The organism is Cronobacter sakazakii (assembly GCF_000982825.1).
Classification (GTDB): Bacteria; Pseudomonadota; Gammaproteobacteria; order Enterobacterales; family Enterobacteriaceae; genus Cronobacter; species Cronobacter sakazakii.
Genome location: NZ_CP011047.1, coordinates 1,579,703 through 1,596,181, shown reverse-complemented (window position 1 = coordinate 1,596,181; position 16,479 = coordinate 1,579,703). Strand labels below are relative to the sequence as shown.

11 protein-coding genes and 1 pseudogene are annotated in these 16,479 nt (G+C 54.8%); 1 reads left to right on the top strand and 11 read right to left on the bottom strand.

The annotated features are described in order from the left end of the window. Window positions 1–30: 30 nt before the first annotated feature. Window positions 31–1,626 carry a methyl-accepting chemotaxis protein gene (locus CSK29544_RS07480; RefSeq protein ID WP_007897852.1) on the bottom strand — a complete coding sequence of 532 codons (1,596 nt, stop codon included), beginning with the start codon at window positions 1,624–1,626 and terminating at the stop codon, window positions 31–33. Between the two features lie 164 nt (window positions 1,627–1,790). Further along, window positions 1,791–3,410, bottom strand: coding sequence for a PglL family O-oligosaccharyltransferase (locus tag CSK29544_RS07475; RefSeq protein WP_007897854.1), 1,620 nt, complete (start codon window positions 3,408–3,410; stop codon window positions 1,791–1,793). 303 nt (window positions 3,411–3,713) lie between these two features. On the opposite strand from CSK29544_RS07475, the gene CSK29544_RS07470 reads away from it, so the two are divergent. After that, a protein-coding gene (locus tag CSK29544_RS07470; RefSeq protein ID WP_095033700.1) for an IS1-like element IS1B family transposase occupies window positions 3,714–4,411 on the top strand; the annotation gives its coding sequence in 2 pieces (ribosomal slippage) (window positions 3,714–3,963 and window positions 3,963–4,411; 699 coding nt in all). Window positions 4,412–4,421: 10 nt separating this feature from the next. Here the strand turns inward: CSK29544_RS07470 and CSK29544_RS22555 are convergent. The 9 genes and pseudogenes from CSK29544_RS22555 to tamA form a co-directional block, all read right to left on the bottom strand. Next, on the bottom strand, window positions 4,422–5,045 hold the full coding sequence (locus CSK29544_RS22555) for an MrfF (protein ID WP_071999653.1): 624 nt from the start codon (window positions 5,043–5,045) through the stop codon (window positions 4,422–4,424). Between the two features lie 29 nt (window positions 5,046–5,074). Next, window positions 5,075–5,628 (bottom strand): annotated as a pseudogene (locus tag CSK29544_RS07465) (fimbrial protein). Window positions 5,629–5,671: 43 nt separating this feature from the next. Then, window positions 5,672–6,430, bottom strand: a complete 759-nt coding sequence (locus CSK29544_RS07460; protein ID WP_029039349.1) for a fimbria/pilus periplasmic chaperone — start codon at window positions 6,428–6,430, stop codon at window positions 5,672–5,674. A 40-nt stretch (window positions 6,431–6,470) separates the two neighbouring features. After that, window positions 6,471–8,978 carry an outer membrane usher protein gene (locus tag CSK29544_RS07455; protein WP_155241616.1) on the bottom strand — a complete coding sequence of 836 codons (2,508 nt, stop codon included), beginning with the start codon at window positions 8,976–8,978 and terminating at the stop codon, window positions 6,471–6,473. Window positions 8,979–9,050: 72 nt separating this feature from the next. Further along, complete coding sequence (locus CSK29544_RS07450) at window positions 9,051–9,611, bottom strand: fimbrial protein (RefSeq protein ID WP_007871129.1); 561 nt, start codon at window positions 9,609–9,611, stop codon at window positions 9,051–9,053. A gap of 71 nt (window positions 9,612–9,682) precedes the next feature. Continuing rightward, window positions 9,683–10,216 (bottom strand): fimbrial protein, encoded by a 534-nt coding sequence (locus CSK29544_RS07445; protein ID WP_007852288.1) that lies wholly within the window; start codon window positions 10,214–10,216, stop codon window positions 9,683–9,685. A gap of 397 nt (window positions 10,217–10,613) precedes the next feature. After that, the gene (locus CSK29544_RS07440; protein WP_004387569.1) at window positions 10,614–10,949 is read right to left on the bottom strand and encodes a gamma-glutamylcyclotransferase family protein; all 336 of its coding nucleotides are present in this window, start codon (window positions 10,947–10,949) and stop codon (window positions 10,614–10,616) included. Between the two features lie 2 nt (window positions 10,950–10,951). Next, window positions 10,952–14,728, bottom strand: a complete 3,777-nt coding sequence (gene tamB, locus CSK29544_RS07435) for an autotransporter assembly complex protein TamB (protein ID WP_007887402.1) — start codon at window positions 14,726–14,728, stop codon at window positions 10,952–10,954. After that, complete coding sequence (gene tamA / locus CSK29544_RS07430; protein WP_015386325.1) at window positions 14,725–16,458, bottom strand: autotransporter assembly complex protein TamA; 1,734 nt, start codon at window positions 16,456–16,458, stop codon at window positions 14,725–14,727. Before tamA ends, tamB begins: the two co-directional genes overlap by 4 nt. Window positions 16,459–16,479 lie beyond the last annotated feature (21 nt).

The window sequence follows — 16,479 nt, the reverse complement described above, 5'->3', positions numbered from 1 at the left end:
CCGCCCGAAGGCGGTGTTTTTTTATGGGCGTTACGCCAGCGCTTCGTCCCGGTGCGCCGCCAGACGGAAGACGCTGACGGAATCCAGCAGCTTCTCGGCCTGATACTGCATCGACTGCGCCGCCGCGGCGGACTCCTGCGACAGCGCGGCGTTCTGCTGCGTCGAGGCGTCCATCTGCGTCACGGCGATATTGACCTGGTCAATACCGGTACTCTGCTCGCGGTTCGCCATCGAAATGGTTTCCACCAGCTCGCTCACGCGCTGCACGCTTTTCAGGATATCTTCCATCGCGCTGCCTGCGCCTTTCACCAGGCTGTTGCCCTCGGCGATACGGCTCACGGAACGGTCAATCAGGTTACGGATATCCTGCGCCGCCGAGCTGGAACGCTGCGCCAGCGCGCGCACTTCCGCCGCCACGACCGCAAAGCCGCGTCCTTCCGCGCCTGCGCGCGCCGCTTCGACCGCCGCGTTAAGCGCCAGAATATTGGTCTGGAAGGCAATACCGTCGATAACGCTGATAATGTTGCTAATTTCGGTAGAGAACTGGTGGATTTCGCTCATGGTCTGCACCACGCGCTCAACCACTTCGCCACCCTGCCCGGCCACCTGGCAGGCATCGCGCGCGATATCGCTCGCAAAGCGCGAGTTCTCAGCGTTATTTTTCACCACCGACGTCAGCTCTTCCATCGACGCCGCGGTCTCTTCCAGCGCGCTTGCCTGCGCTTCGTTGCGTGCCGAGAGCTCACGGCTGCCGGTGGCGATTTGGGTCGACGCAGTGGCGATGGTTTCGGTACCGTTGCGCACGCCCGCCACGATGCGGGTGAGGTTACCGTTCATCTCCTGGAGCGCGCTCATCAGCTCAGCGGTTTCATCGCGGCCGCTGACGGTGATCGCCGTCTGCAAATCACCGGCGGCGACGTTACGAGCAATAATCACGGCCTGCGCCAGCGGGCGCGTGATGCTGCGTACCAGCCAGAAGGTGATCAGAATGCTCGCGATAAGCGTCAGCGCCATCGTAATAAGCAGCATCGTGCGGGTCTGCTGATACTGCGCCAGGTTGCGCACCTCGGTCTGACGGGTCAGCGCATCCGCCTGCTTCAGCGTTTTCGCGACGACGTCATCAATCATCCGGGTCGGCTCGCGGTCGATACCGCTCACCAGCTTATCGACATGCTGGGCGCTCGTCGGGTCGGCGATATTGTATTGCGCAATCGCCGCCAGATAGCTCTTTTCCAGCCCCTCATGCAGCGCGATGGTCTGATGCACCTCGTCCACGCTCATGCCAAGCTGCGGCAGAAGTGTGGCAAGGCGGTTTAACAGCGCCTGGGTTTTGTCACTCTGATCGACAAACGCGGCTTTATATTTATCAAACGCCGCCTGCCCCTGCGTGCCGCGCAGCAGGGTGTTTTTCCACTCCTGTACCTGGATTTTGAACTGCACCTGCGCATTCCGCGCGGTGTCGATGCTCTCTGCTATCACCTTTTCCGTGGCCATAATGTTGTTGTTTTGCTCAAGCCCGTCGGCGTTGATAGTCAGGCCACGAATGCCGATAAACAGCACCGCGACAAGCAGTAACGCCGCCAGCAGACCGAGTCGTTGCCCGATTGTCAGGTGGTTTAATTTCATACTCTGTTTCCCATGGTGTAGGCACGCCTGAAAGGGGCGCTTCGGATCTATCGGCCTGCGAAATACGAGCTTTATGGGGCGGAAACACGCGGAAATGGTAGCAGCAGTTAAGTACTTAATTAGTCACGCTAAAACTTTTATGGCAGTTTTATGACAGCACAGATTTACGGCGAATCGCTGGTTTGAACAACAGGAAACAGGCGATTGTACTGCGCGCGCAGGCGGGCTGCCGCAGCGGTATCGCCTTTATATTGCGTAATCACGATCATGCTCTGCCAGACATTTTTGTCGTTATGACGCAACGAATACCGCGCAGCCCAGGACATAAACGTGTCGAGATCGGCGCTGTTATGGGTGCGATTGTAGTCGATCAGGCGTGACACATTTTCATCAAATTCTGTCCGTTCGCCCTGCAGCGCGAAATACCATGGCGCAGGGCGCGGGAAATTCGCCAGATGGCCGCGCTCAAACATCGTGAGATGATAACCGGCGTAGAGCGCCGTCAGGCTAAAGGCCATCAGCGCAGCCGCAGCAGCAGCGATCGTGACGCGCAAGCTCAGCTTTGCGCGCTGTGTCTGGCAATGCGGTTTATCGATAACACCGAGGCGCAGCAGCAGGATAAACAACCCGAAGTGTACGAACGACTGGTAAAACGGATACTCCAGATTAAGATGCACCAGCAGCGGAATAATCAGCAGCGCGTAGCCTGTCTGCATACGGCCCTGCCGCCAGGCGCTCATTACTATTTTCACCCAACCCGCGAAGAGCAATAACATCCCCGACAGCGCCACCACACCGCCCTGGAACCAGGCGTAAAGCAGTTCGTTATGGGGGTGAGTGATAACATCTGCGCTGATAAAACCATATTCCGGGTGCGCCAGGACAAAGCGGCTGAACGCATATTCAAACGTGCCGTAGCCCCAGCCAGTCCAGGGATGCAACATAATCATATGCCAGGTAATACACAGCATCTGCCAACGCTCGCGCGTCGATTCACCATAACTGCGCGCCAGCGAATATGGCACGCCGTTGACCAGCACCGTCGTATGCTGCGTGATGTACCAGGCTGAGGCCGCGCTTATTATCATGAGCGTTAACGCCGCCGCGCTGCGTGCCGGATGCTGACGCCATAGCAGGGCTGCGAGGCAGAGTACAATCAATAGCGCGCCAATGGCTCCGGCGCGGGACTGATTCAGCACCAGTACAAACGTCAGCAGGCTCAACCCGGCGGTACACAGCAGCACGTTCCTGCGCAGTCGTTGTTGCATTAGCAGCAAAAAACCGCAGCCGATGCCGGAGGCCAGAAAACTAGCGAGCAGATTCACCTGCTGGAAAATACCATAAGGGCGGCCGTGATTACGCAGCCAGTCATATTCATAAAGCCGCATGGCGAGAGGTGGACAGAAAACCTGAAGCAGGCTCACCGTTGTCTGGCCGAGCGCCAGCACAAATAAAACCACCAGAATCGTACGCCTGTAGCGTGATGTGAATGACAGATGCCGCAGGCCCTGCCACAGAAAGACAGCACCCAGCAGCACCCATACGCCGGGATTTTCCTTTACCTGCATAAAGCCGGATACAAGAAGTAACAACCCACCCGCTAACAACAATGGCTGGCGATCTGCATCGCCTTTTCTGTACCTCCAGATGAGCAGCATCACAAGGCTCCCCAGCCAGCACAGGAAAGTCAGATTAAAAGGCAGCGCGATACCGTAACCGCCAGAGTTGGCAATATAAAACAACGTCAGAATAAACAGAGGGATAACGGAAAATAAAGGTGTCATAGTGTTCTAATTTAATCAGAGAAAAAGGAAAGCCCCGCCTTTCCTTTTATTGATGACTGAAAAGCATATCCTGCAGATGTTTATTAAAAGGTTATGGCTATGCTTTATAATATATTAATAAAAAGCCAACAAAACCGATTGCGTTCTCTTTTTAAGGAGGCTCAGCCTTTCTGTATGAAAGTTATGTTAGTTTCTATAAAATTTAAATTTTATAAATACCCCATCTCTTTTATAAATAAAGCTTACTGGGTGATGCTGCCAACTTACTGATTTAGTGTATGATGGTGTTTTTGAGGTGCTCCAGTGGCTTCTGTTTCTATCAGCTGTCCCTCCTGTTCAGCTACTGACGGGGTGGTGCGTAACGGCAAAAGCACCGCCGGACATCAGCGCTATCTCTGCTCTCACTGCCGTAAAACATGGCAACTGCAGTTCACTTACACCGCTTCTCAACCCGGTACGCACCAGAAAATCATTGATATGGCCATGAATGGCGTTGGATGCCGGGCAACCGCCCGCATTATGGGCGTTGGCCTCAACACGATTTTCCGCCATTTAAAAAACTCAGGCCGCAGTCGGTAACCTCGCGCATACAGCCGGGCAGTGACGTCATCGTCTGCGCGGAAATGGACGAACAGTGGGGATACGTCGGGGCTAAATCGCGCCAGCGCTGGCTGTTTTACGCGTATGACAGGCTCCGGAAGACGGTTGTTGCGCACGTATTCGGTGAACGCACTATGGCGACGCTGGGGCGTCTTATGAGCCTGCTGTCACCCTTTGACGTGGTGATATGGATGACGGATGGCTGGCCGCTGTATGAATCCCGCCTGAAGGGAAAGCTGCACGTAATCAGCAAGCGATATACGCAGCGAATTGAGCGGCATAACCTGAATCTGAGGCAGCACCTGGCACGGCTGGGACGGAAGTCGCTGTCGTTCTCAAAATCGGTGGAGCTGCATGACAAAGTCATCGGGCATTATCTGAACATAAAACACTATCAATAAGTTGGAGTCATTACCCAGTTGTGGCTATAGCGCTACCAAAATCAACATCAATGGGTTTGCCATCATTCAAATTACATGCGAGTAAAGAAATTGATGCGTTATTGAGCCACACTTCAACAGCGTGGGTGCCAAAGTCATCCGCAATATATCCCACAAAACCCGTATCAAGGCTGCCGCCAGAAGTCACTTCACCCGTTTTAATAATTGAAAATTCAACATATCCAGAGTGTACGTTATTGTAACCGTCAAATACTGCAGGATGTCCATCAACAGGAGAAAACCACCAGTCTCCGCCACGAGCCCCCACCCTGATGCCGACGCCAGGTATATTAGTTGCATAGGTATTATCAACACTTGTGGAGGTTACCCACGGTGGATTCAGCCAATAATGAATTGTGCCGCCAGTCTGGCAGAAGATATGGACATCGCCATTATTCCCTTTTGCTTGTGAGGCCAGTACCGTTCCTACAGGAGCATTCGGCGGAACGACAATATTTCCAAAGTCGAAATCATGAGTAAGCATATTCGGTGTTTCAGCCGTCCAGAACTGGCACGTGGCAAAAACAGACGAAGAGTAGAGGCTTATAATAAAAAAACCGAAAAAGTAGAAAAAATAAAATCTAACCTTTTTCATATAACACCTCACGTTGGGAATTATCATTTTCACTGATACATCATGCTGAAATGGATCAGTGCATGATAAGAGCCCGGAACTAATGGTGCATTGGTACGCTCGACCTGCAGCGTATAGGTCACGCTATCCTGACCTGGGTTGAGCAAAACGGTGTCTCCCTGCTGCCCCATGTTCACGGTTTGCCCGCGACTGTCTTCAACCGCAACCCGATGCCGGATGCGCCCGTCACTTTGATAAGCTCCGGCCTCAGCGTATCGGTCGCAGCCAAAAAGCGCGCCTGGTACGCAGGCTGCTGTGTACTGCGGGTGTGCGTCAGCGGCGTGATATTCGCACTGCGAGTCGGGATTTCCGGGCAGTCTCGCAGATAGAGCGTCACCGGAATCGGCTTCGTCATTTTGCCCACAAGGTTCACATCCGCGCGGGTGATATTGCCAAGATCGACGTCCTGCCACGCGGAATCCATCTCCAGTCGACAGGTATTTTCACGCAAAGCCCCATGCACATAGAGCGTACCGCCATCGGCTGAAACCGGCTCATCAGCAAACACAGGCGGTATGACACAGAGCGCCGCGCCGAGCGCCATAAGTTGAGTCATCCTTTTCATCACAATGGTTTCCCGTGGCTGATTAGTTTTGTTCTTTCAGCAATTTCGCTGTGCAGGTCGTTCCGCTACAGGCGAACTGCAGGTGCGGGCGTCCGCCGTAATCATTCACATACGTCAGCACCGGGTTATTACCAAAAGCGGCAGCAGACGCTTCAATCGTCGCGCTGGATTTCGGGCTGACCATCACAGGCTCAAAGCCCACCGTTTTCCCTTTGACGCCAGTCGCGCCTTCAACAATAGTCAGGAAATAAGGCGTCGGGTTATTGACCATAAATTTATCGCCCTGACGCGTCAGCGTGACTTTTTCCACCCAGTCGCCCTGCGCCGCCTGCGTTTTATCGAGCGCGATAGCTTTCGGACGGTAAAACAGTTTGATGCGGGTCTGCAGAGCAATTTGCAGCGTGTTCGGTTTATTGCTGCGCGGCGGAATTTCACGCAGGTTGAAATAAAAAAGCGTTTCTCTGTCTTGCGGCAACGACGCAATTGCTGGCGAAGCCTGCACTTTCACCTGGCTTTTCGCGCCCGCTTCTACGCGCTGTACAGGGGGCAGCGCATTTAACGGGGACGTGATTTTATTGCCATGCGCATCTTCAATCCAGGCCTGGGCAAGATAAGGCAGATTCTTGTTTTCATTGCTGATGCCCAGGCTAATGGATTTTTCTTCGCCGTTATAAACTACGCGGGTGCGATCGAGCGCGATGGCCGCAAAAGCCTGTTGAGTTGCCATTACGCCAGACAGCGCCAGCGCGGCGGCAAATATGGTTTTTTTCATGGTTAACATAATTAATGACCTGTTAAGTTAATCGGTTAACCGCCGCGCCTTAGCGGCACGGCAGCAGCAGATTTTCGTTCTGGCTTGTTCCCTGAAGATTTTTCGGCAGGGTGACGGCGCATTGCACATTGCCATTCCAGCTAACCCTTAACTGGTGGCCCGGTTGTAAACCGCTCAGGTATGCCTGGCCCTCATCATTGACGATGCCAATTTCCTGATTTTCCGCATTGAGCACGCTGGCACCGAACGGCGGGTAAGTTCCATCCGCAAGGCGGATAATCGCCATCGCTTTCAGGCCTGAAATCACATTAAATTTGCGATAGCCAATGGCGCCTTCGGTGAGCGTTGCCTGAACCACCGAGGCAGACGCTTCGGCATCTTCTGGCAGATGGTTAATATCAATGCTCAGGCTATTTTTGCTGTAATCACTCACGTCTGTGATTACCGCTTTACCGAAATGGTTGGTGGTCGTCGCATTGGCATAACCCTGTACCGGGATATCCGCGGCGTCACCGGTATCGAGCAGAACGCGCGTTCCGCCGATCACGTTAGTGCGGTGCAATGCTGCGCCTTTCGCCGTCGCCGTCATCCCGCCGCGCAGTGATAACCCGGCCGAACTGTATTGACCGTGCTGGTAATCAACGTTACCGCTGACCTCAGCCAGGTCTCCAGGGTGATCGTAATAACCGCTCAGGTTACCGCCATCATTGCTGCCGCCTGCGGCAATACGATAGTTATCGCCGTTATCCAGCCGGTTGAAATAACTCAGGCTATGGCTGTTATTGTCGGCGTCATAGGATGAGTTAAATCCCAGCGTACCGGTATCGCCCATCGGCATAGAGACGGAGACATACATACCATCATCGTTTTCGCCATTGAATTTGTTACGGTACGCCGTCAGCGACGCGCTGATATTTTTCATTTTCCCGATATCGAAATAGCGAGACAGCGACAGGCTATAGCGATCTTCCGCCGGGTTACTCCAGTAAGTCTGGTGTGAATAGTTCAGATAAGCGCTAAGCCCGATACTTTCAAACTGCTGATTAAAGGAGATGGTGTACATCTCTTTGCTCTGCATAAAGCTGCCGTTATCTGCACGGTAATTCAGATAATCGTTAAAGCTCATGAAGTCTTTTTCGGAGAAGCGATAACCCGCAAATGTCACCTGGCTTCCTGTGTCATCGAAACGCTTCGAATAGCTCAGGCGATAAGATTGCCCATGCCGGTCTTCACCGTTATCGAGCTTCGCGCCGGAGCGGGTAATATCGAACGCCAGCGCACCCAGCGCCATTAGATCGCGGCCGACACCCAACGCCGTGGCCAGGTAATTGCGGCTCGCCACAAGACCGCCATAAAGCGACCAACCGTTGCTGATACCCCAGGAAAATTCCCCCGAACCAAAACCACTGCCTTCGCTATGGTGATCGTAAGTGCTTGGTCTTCCGGCATACATTTTGTAACGCAGGCTGCCAGGTCTTGTCAGATAAGGAATAGAAGCCGTATTGACTTTATATTCCTGTACCGAGCCATCCTGTTCCTGAACACGCACATCCAGCGCCCCGGAGACTGAGTTATTGAGATCCTGAATGGCAAACGGGCCTGCCGCGACCTGCGTTTCATAGATAACCCGGCCTTGCTGCGAAATGGTGACTTTGGCGTTAGTCTTCGCTACACCGGTCACTTCCGGCGCGTAACCGCGCAGGTTCGGCGGCAACATATTGTCATCAGACACGACGCTTGCGCCGGTGTAACGCACGCTGTCGAACATATCTGAATTCATGTAGTCTTCGCCGACAGTCAGCTTCGCGCCCATTTTGGGCAGCGCGCGGTACATCTGGAACCGGCTCCACGTCCACTTTTTCTGACCGCTGCTACCTGAGCGATCGTCATAGTTGGTCTGCCAGTCTGCACGCAGACGCCACGGCCCCATATTGGCGCCAAACGTACCATTGCCGGACACCGAGTTATCGTCACCGCCTTCACGCCCTTCGTTATGGCGCGTCTGGGCGTTGACGTTGTAATCCGCGATAACGCCGGGAATACCGTTATCCCACATTGACGGCGGCACCCAGTTATCGGAGGTATATTCCAGATAAGCCTGGGGTACGCTTATCATCAGCATACTGTTGCCAAGGTCCGGTGTGACTTCAACGCCTTTTAATGCCGTGATATCGACACACTGGCCGTTATGCCAGACTTTAAATTGCCCGAGGTATTTTTCTTTAAAGCCAAATTTTTTGATCTGGTCCGGCGTAAAGCACACCAGTGACTGGTTTTTATCATTTTCGGCAGCAAAAACACTGACCGTCTGCTCTTCCAGTTCGTTTTGGTTAACTTTAATTTTAAATCCGTAATCGCCCGGCATAATATAACCGCGCTTTGAAAAACGGCTAAGATCGATATTTTGCTTATCTTTTACGTCAAGCACATCGGTATTAAACTGAATATCGTCTGCGGCTATTGCCGCTGTCCGTAAACACGCGCAGATGCATAAAGCCAATGCTGACGGCACAATCAGTTTTGATAGAGAGGCTTGTTTATTGTGTGATCTGGCCATATCCCTTTCGCCGGTTTGTTTACGGGCAATCTCTGCCTCTATTATTAAATTAAGACTGAAGAACAGCGGTATTTAAAAATAATCAATGCGATATTTAATTATTGACGAATAGGCGCCGGGTTTTAACTCGTCATGCGTTGTTTTCAAGCGTAATTCGTAATCCAGCTTAATATCTTCGGTAGAGATTTCCGTATAAGGCAGTGGTTGACCCGGGTGAATCTCTTTTCCGTTTTTGCTCTCAATCGCTAACGCAACGCCACCAGCCTCGCCCGTGATTTTGAATAATCCGTCATCGTCCGCGCCGTCAAAGGTGACCTGCAAAAACTGCCATGGTGCGCTGTCCGGCTCGCCAGTATCAAAGGTGCAATTTACCAGGTGAATGGAAAATGGCATTGCGACACCTTCACCAGCACGTTTAATCACATTGACAGATTCATCTGGCATTTCGATAGACTGATAGCGACTTTCCATGGCGATATCGCAGGCTTTTGAAACGATCGCGCCTTGCATATTTACGCGGCCATTCAAGCCGATATCAAATTCTGAAGCAGGTCTGGCTGACGGTGACGCCTGTGTGGCAGCAGTAGCGATTCCGAGGGTCAGCGCTATCGCATAACACGTTAATCTGGTCATGAAGTCCGTCTCTGGAAGCGAAAAATCATACGCCCGCCTGAGCGGACGTATGCAGCCCGGTGGCACCAGACTTACTGGTAAGCCAGCGTAAAGTCTGCGACAGCAGTAAAATCACCCGGGACGATGGTTGCAGATGCGCCATCACCCTGCAGATAAGCAGAAAACAGCAGCGTGTTGTTGCCTTCCTGCAGCTGATGCGCTGCAGACGCTTCGCCAAGTTTGAGCTGCTGGCCGTCGCCGTTGGTCAGGATAATGCTGGCGCCTTTAGCGGTACCGGTGATGCCCAGAGAGCCGTCAGTTGCCCCTTCTGCGCCGGTAAACGTGGTTTTTACGGTTTTCAGCGTGCTGACATCGCAGTTTTCCAGTTTGATTTCAAAGTTGCGCGGTACGGAAGTACCGGTGTTGCCGTTTGCTTTCAGCGCAACGTTAGAAATCTGCCCCATGCCGACAGTCTGATCGATGCTGTCAGGATGAATGGAGCACGGTGCATCGATGATAGAACCGGTGAAAGTGACTTTTCCGTGGCCCTGATCTTGTGCGTTCGCCATGCCTGCCGCCAGCATTAATCCCATTGCCGCTGCCAGAGAAACCTTGCTGAATTTCATGTTATTTCCTTGAGTAAATAAAAACGATTCCTTACAGACTATTCAAGAGCCGTATTTATAAAATTCACCAAATCAATGTATGGAGTATTTTATATTTACCAGCTCTTGAATTGGCGAGAATTTTAAATTTCAGGATGGGATGCAGCAACATATATAAATTCTAAAAAAAGAATAGCCGAAAGCATACATAAAACCACCATCTAAGGCATTGATACCCGCATAAAAAGGGCATAATGAAGAAATATAGCCATAAGAAAAAAATCAGATAAAAACCCAGTTTTTTTCTATTTAAAAACAATCACCCGATTTATTGATAATCCTTTCCTTAAAATATATTTAAAAATATTACGAATAATAAAAAACCACGCCGAAGCGTGGTTTTCGAGGAAGAACGATTTTATCTGTCGAGCCAGTTGCCGCTTTCGATGCGGGTCAGCCCTTCAGTTGGTCGTTGGTAAACATACATCCAGGCGCTGCCGTACGGCGTCTGGATAAGCTGGCGTTTATACTCGCCGCGCGCGGTGCGCAACGCATCCAGCTCCGCAAGCGTCGTGGCATCGATGCGATACACTTCGCCGACTACCGAGCCTTCGCCTGGCACTGCCCCAGGGTAATGCCCCAGGCTGAAGAGCTGGTAGTTTTCGATGTCATAATCGCCCAGCCACTGGGCGTTGGTCATCCAGTGGCTGTTGCCTTGTTTGCGTCGTAAACTGCCGTAGACAAATATTCGCATTGCTAAAACTCAAACTGATAGAGCACATCAAGTGCCTGATCTACGCCAGACACCGCTTCCAGATATAGCTTAGGCATCAGGCGATACCTTAGCGTGAGCGTCGCCAGCGAGTCAAAAATGCCCACGCCGTATTTCACCTGGAGACCCGGCAGTACATAGCCGCTGACCACCACCTGGGAGGAATCGCCCACCCCTTCGGTGTCCAGCGCCAGATTGCTTACGCCAAACGTCTCGCCGATTTTACCCACAACCTGACCACTTTGTGCAACCCCCAGGCCAATCAGCATGGACGTCATGGCGTCGCTGTCGCTCTGCCCGCTCTCAAGCCCCTGCCCGCGCAAGAGATAAGAGAGCGCCTCCTGCTGCGACATTGCCGGGTCGGAGAAGACTTCCACCTTCGGCTCGTCGGTTTCGCCAGTTACGCGCACGCCAGCGATCACATCGTTTTCGGTGGCGTCAGGGTTACGGATCGCCTCGATATTCAGGAGTGGCCGGTCCGGCGGACCGGAGAACAGCAGCTCACCCTTACGCACCAGCAGATCCTGGCCGTAAGCGTGGAAGCGCCCTTCCGGAATATTAATCTGCCCGTTCAGGCCCAGCCCCTGTTTATCCTGCGCGACTTTCAGATCGCCGGTGAGACGCGCCTTCAGCCCAAAAGCATCTATCCGCACGTTGTTCCCAACGTGAACGATGAGATTACTATTGATCGGAATGGAAGCGTGCTGCTCCTCTTCCGGTTTCAGATTTTCATCGAGCAGAACTTCATCACTGGAGACGCCCACCGCGCTTTCCGGCAGATCGTGTACCACGATGCGCGCCCACGGCACATCCACACGGCCATCAAGCGTAATCAGGCTTGGCGTCGCCTCCAGCACCACATCCGGCGAAACGTCCAGGCGCACCATCGGTGGCACGGTGATCCGCACGCGGCTGCCGCGCGCCTCCACTCGGGCGCGCCAGTTATCGATCTGGCTCCAGTCGGCGTTACCGTTCAGCGCGATTTCGCCCTGCTTCGTGCGCACCACTCCCTGCAGCGTCGAACTCATGCCATTGAAGTTCATGGCAAGCTGGCTCGGCTGCATATCGAACGGCATAAAGTTACCCTCGATATCCACGCCGTTAAGCTGCATCTGGCCGAACAGCTGCGGCTGGCGGGCGTCGCCGCCAAGCCGCAGGTTCGCGCTCAGAATACCCGCCGCTTTCTCGCCGCGCGAAAAGACCGGGTTGGCGATAGCGAGCGAGAAATTACGGATATTGATATTCCCGGAAAGATTGCGGCGCTCCTGTGGGTCCGCCACCTGAATATCACCGTCGAACTGGCCATTATTAGCGAGACGAATCAGCCAGTTGAGCCGCGCACGGTTATTACGCAACTCCGCGTTCAGGTTCAGCGTGTCGAACGCCACCAGCAGCGGATTGCCGTTCACCAGTTGCGTCACGCGAACCCCGCGCCCGGCGAGCTGCACCTGTCCCTGCGGCAGCCCTTCTTTTGTGGTATCCCAGCTGACATCCGCTTTACCGGTGAAAAGCCCGCTCGCCTGCGTCTCTTCCGGCATAAACGGTTTGATCATGGCCAGATCGAAACGGTTGAGATTCACCTGCGCCCGGCCGGTCGCGCCCGCATCGATGGTTTGCGGAACGCAGAGCTCGGCGTTCGGGTTACGCCAGCAGTGCGGGCCGATGGCGATTTTCTGCTCCTGCCCGCGGTAGTCGAGCGTCAGCGCGCGGCTTAGCGCCCATGGGCCGACTGGCGTGGCGAAGCGCGTATTATCAATCTCGCCGCGCCAGCGCATCGCCTGACGGTCAAAGCTGCCGCGCAGGTCGAGCTGCCCGGAGACCGGCTCGCCCTGCACGCGCAGCGCCATCTGATGTGACTTTTCATTGCCTTTGGCGGCGAGCGTAATCAGCCGCAGGTTGATATCGCCCTGCACCAGACGCTCAACGCGCAGATCCAGCGAGCCGCCGATCTGATCGGTGGATTTCACATCGCCAAGCAGGCGCACCTGCGCGACGGAGAGCTCCTGCCAGCGCAGGTTGCGCGCGGTGACATCGGCGTTAAGTTCCGGTGCCTCGACGTTACCGCGAATTTTCACCAGCCCTTTCGCTGTGCCGCCGAGCCCCGGCAGCGCGTTATCCAGCGCCGGCGCGTCAATCGTGGCGTCCAGCGCCAGATCTTTAACGCCCAGCTCGCCCTTCACGTCCGCTTTATTGCGCCCTAATTCCAGATGCAGGCCGGGGATAGTCCACTGAAGATAGCTGTTGCCCTTAAGCTGCCCGTCGACCTTCACCTTATTCTGCTTAACGTTGCCCGCGAGCTTCAGCTCCGGCACATCAAGCTGCCAGGTGCCGCCATAGAGGCTGCCGCGCAGCTTCATCAGCCCGTCAAGCTTCGACGGCCACTCCGGGTACTGTTTGGCGGTGTTAATGCCTTTCAGCGCCAGTTCGCCGCGCCAGCTGATGGCCTGCTGCCAGTCGAGCAACGCGGTCAGCGTGGTGTGGCCCTGCAGCGCCGCGACATCCAGCTTATCAATGTTGATCTGCTGTTCATTGCCCTTACCGTCAAGCGTAATGGTGGCGGGCGGCAGTTGATCGCCTTTCACGGCGGTACGGAACGACAGCGCGTAATCGGTCATTTTGCCGGAAAGCTTCAGTTTAAGATCGTCAGCCTGATACTGTTTCGGGCCAGTGAGCGGCCAGTAGAGCTGCTCGCTGGTAATATCCAGATTGAGCGGCAAGCCCGCTTCGGCAAGTTTCGTCTGCCCGCGCAGCACTACATCCACCGGGCCGGAAAGATTGACGCCGAACTCCAGTTGGTCGCGCAGCGCGCCGCCCACTTTGAGCTTCACTTTCTCGCCCTTGAGCGGCTCCACGTTCAGCGTGCTGTTAAGCGTAATATCGACCGGCCAGTTGTTGCGCAGCTCCGCGCTGCCGGTGGCGTTAACCGTGCCCTGATTCGAATCGATATCCAGCGTGTCGAGCTTCGTGACGCCATCCACGCTGCTGATTTTCACCAGCAGATTACTGACCGTAATATCGGTGTCGCCGGTCAGGCGCAGCTGTTCGCCGTGAAAATTTTCCACCGTCAGGTTGAGCGGCAGATGGACATCCGTCATCTCCGGCAGCACAGGTTTAGCGAACAGCTCACGCAGCGTCTCGCCGAGCGGTTTCTCCTGCGGCTGCGGGTTATTCACCTTCGGCTCGATCACCTCCTCCTGCGCCACATCCGCCGCTTTGGGCAGCGCGATGAGCAGCCCCTGTAACGAGGTCGGGTTGAGCGTCAGATTGCGGCTCTCCCAGGCGAGGCCCGAGCTGAAATCCATCACCGACACCAGCGTATCGTCGATTTTGATATTGACGTTATGCAGCGCCGCCCGGCTCAGCGTAATCGGGTACGGCGTGGAGAGATCAAGCGGCCCACTCTCTTCTTCTTCCACTTTCGCCGCTGGCGGCATTTTTTTGGTATCGACGACCACGTTGATATCTTTCAGCGAGAAATCATTCACGCACAGGCTGCTGTCGCGCAGGCAGGCGAGCTTCACGGAAAGATGGATTTCGCCGGCGTTAACGTCCACGCCCGGCTGCTGGTAGCGCAGCGAGGTGATAGTCAGGTCACGCCAGCCGCCCGTGACGCGGCCAATATCCAGCCCCGGCACCCAGCGGTTAGCGGCGTTGAAAACCAGGTGTAAACCCGTGGTGGTGCCCACCAGAAAGCCAACGGTTGCGATAAGCAGCACGACAACGGCCAGAACGGCGAGGCTGATTTTTTTCATACGACTCATAATTCAGGCCCCAGACCGATGTAAAACTGCAAACCATGCTCCTCTTTGTCGCCAACGGGCACCGCGAAATCGAGCTTGATCGGCCCGACCGGCGACTGCCAGCGCACCCCGACGCCCGCGCCAGTTTTGAAATTGCTTTGCTTGATGTCGTTGACGGCTTCACCGGAATCGACAAACACCGCGCCCCACCATTTGCCGGTCACGTTGTACTGGTATTCCAGCGAGCCGGTAGCGAGTTTCGAGGCGCCGGTCAGCTTGCCGTCGTCATCTTTAGGAGAGATAGATTTATATTTATAACCGCGGATGCTGCGGTCGCCGCCCGCGAAGAAGCGCAGGTCCGGCGGCACGCGCTCAAAGTCGTTGGTTTCTATCCAGCCGAGGTTGCCGCGCGCCACAAAGCGATGTTTGTCATAGAGCGTGCGTATCCAGACGTTTTGCGCCTGCAGGACGACGAAATCGACGTCAGAGCCCCAGGCGGAGTCAGAGTAGTCAATGGAATAGCGCTGTGAATCGCCCCACGTCGGCATCAGGCCACCGCGTGAGCGAGTGCGGCTTAGCATCACGCCCGGATAGAGCAGCATCGTGGTATGGGTGACGTTGGCCTGGGTAAAGTGATCCAGACTCCAGCGCAGGTTAATGGCGCGCTGCCAGCCGCTGGAGAGATCCCAGTAGCGGGAGACGGCAAGCGTGGTGGAATCTGCTTCGGTATCGTTGAGATCGGTGCGCTTAAAGCCGCCCTGCACCAGATAATATTGCTCCAGCGGGTTCTTCAGCAGCGGCATTTTATAGCTGAAATCGAGCTGCTGCTCCGGCGCGGAGATACTGGTCGAGGTGGTCAGGCTATGGCCGTAAGAATTGATCCACGGTTTGCGCCAGTTCGCTTTGAGACGCGGTCCGACGTCAGTGGAGTACCCCGCGCCCACTTCGACGGTATTTTTAATGCGCGGCGAGACCACGCCCCGCAGCGGCAGCACTTTGGTCTTACGGGATTTTTCAAATTCCGGCGCCACGACGACCGAGTTAAACCAGCCGGTGGCGGATAAACGGCGGCTGAGCTCTGCTACGTCGCTTGACTGGTAATAATCGCCCTTTTTAAACGGCACCAGGTTTTGCAGATACTCTTCGCGGATCTGCGAGCCGCTGAAGGTGACATCGCCGAAGCGGTAGCGCTGCCCGCTGTCGTAATCGATATCCCAGAATGCCTCGCGACGCTCCACCGAAACGCCAAGCTGGCTTTTTTTATATTCGCTGTCGAAATAGCCCCGACGCAGCGCCAGGCTGGTCAGCCCTTTTTTGAAACTGTCGTAGTCGTTATGGTTCAGCACTGTGCCGATGGCGGGACGCTTTTTCAGCAGCGCCAGGTACTCTTTATCGTCGCGCGCGCCGCCGCGCAGAATCACATTCGTTCCGGCGATAAGCACCGGTTTGCCCGCGTTAACCCGCGCCAGCAACACCTGGCGACGCCCGCCCGGCGGCGGTTCACGCAGTTCGAAATCAATGGTCGGTTCGTAGTAGCCCAGCGCTTTCAGCCCGTTGCGGATGGCGTCATCGACGCGCGCGCGAAAGCGGCGGTCCGGCGTGACCTCATCCGTCTGAATCGTGGAAAGCTGAGCGCGGACGTTTTTTTGTAGCGCGCCGGTCAACCCTTCCACCTGCAAACGGACAGGCGCAGCGGTCGAGGCGCCCGCCACCAGCAGCGTGGCCCAGCACAAGTTACGGATTAATGGCACGTTTTCTCCTGAATATCCCTT

Coding starts and splice junctions, on each gene's coding strand:
- CSK29544_RS07480 (WP_007897852.1), bottom strand. CDS start 1,626: ATGAAATTAAACCACCTGACAATCGGGCAACGACTCGGTCTGCTGGCG.
- CSK29544_RS07475 (WP_007897854.1), bottom strand. CDS start 3,410: ATGACACCTTTATTTTCCGTTATCCCTCTGTTTATTCTGACGTTGTTT.
- CSK29544_RS22555 (WP_071999653.1), bottom strand. CDS start 5,045: ATGAAAAAGGTTAGATTTTATTTTTTCTACTTTTTCGGTTTTTTTATT.
- CSK29544_RS07460 (WP_029039349.1), bottom strand. CDS start 6,430: ATGTTAACCATGAAAAAAACCATATTTGCCGCCGCGCTGGCGCTGTCT.
- CSK29544_RS07455 (WP_155241616.1), bottom strand. CDS start 8,978: ATGGCCAGATCACACAATAAACAAGCCTCTCTATCAAAACTGATTGTG.
- CSK29544_RS07450 (WP_007871129.1), bottom strand. CDS start 9,611: ATGACCAGATTAACGTGTTATGCGATAGCGCTGACCCTCGGAATCGCT.
- CSK29544_RS07445 (WP_007852288.1), bottom strand. CDS start 10,216: ATGAAATTCAGCAAGGTTTCTCTGGCAGCGGCAATGGGATTAATGCTG.
- CSK29544_RS07440 (WP_004387569.1), bottom strand. CDS start 10,949: ATGCGAATATTTGTCTACGGCAGTTTACGACGCAAACAAGGCAACAGC.
- tamB (WP_007887402.1), bottom strand. CDS start 14,728: ATGAGTCGTATGAAAAAAATCAGCCTCGCCGTTCTGGCCGTTGTCGTG.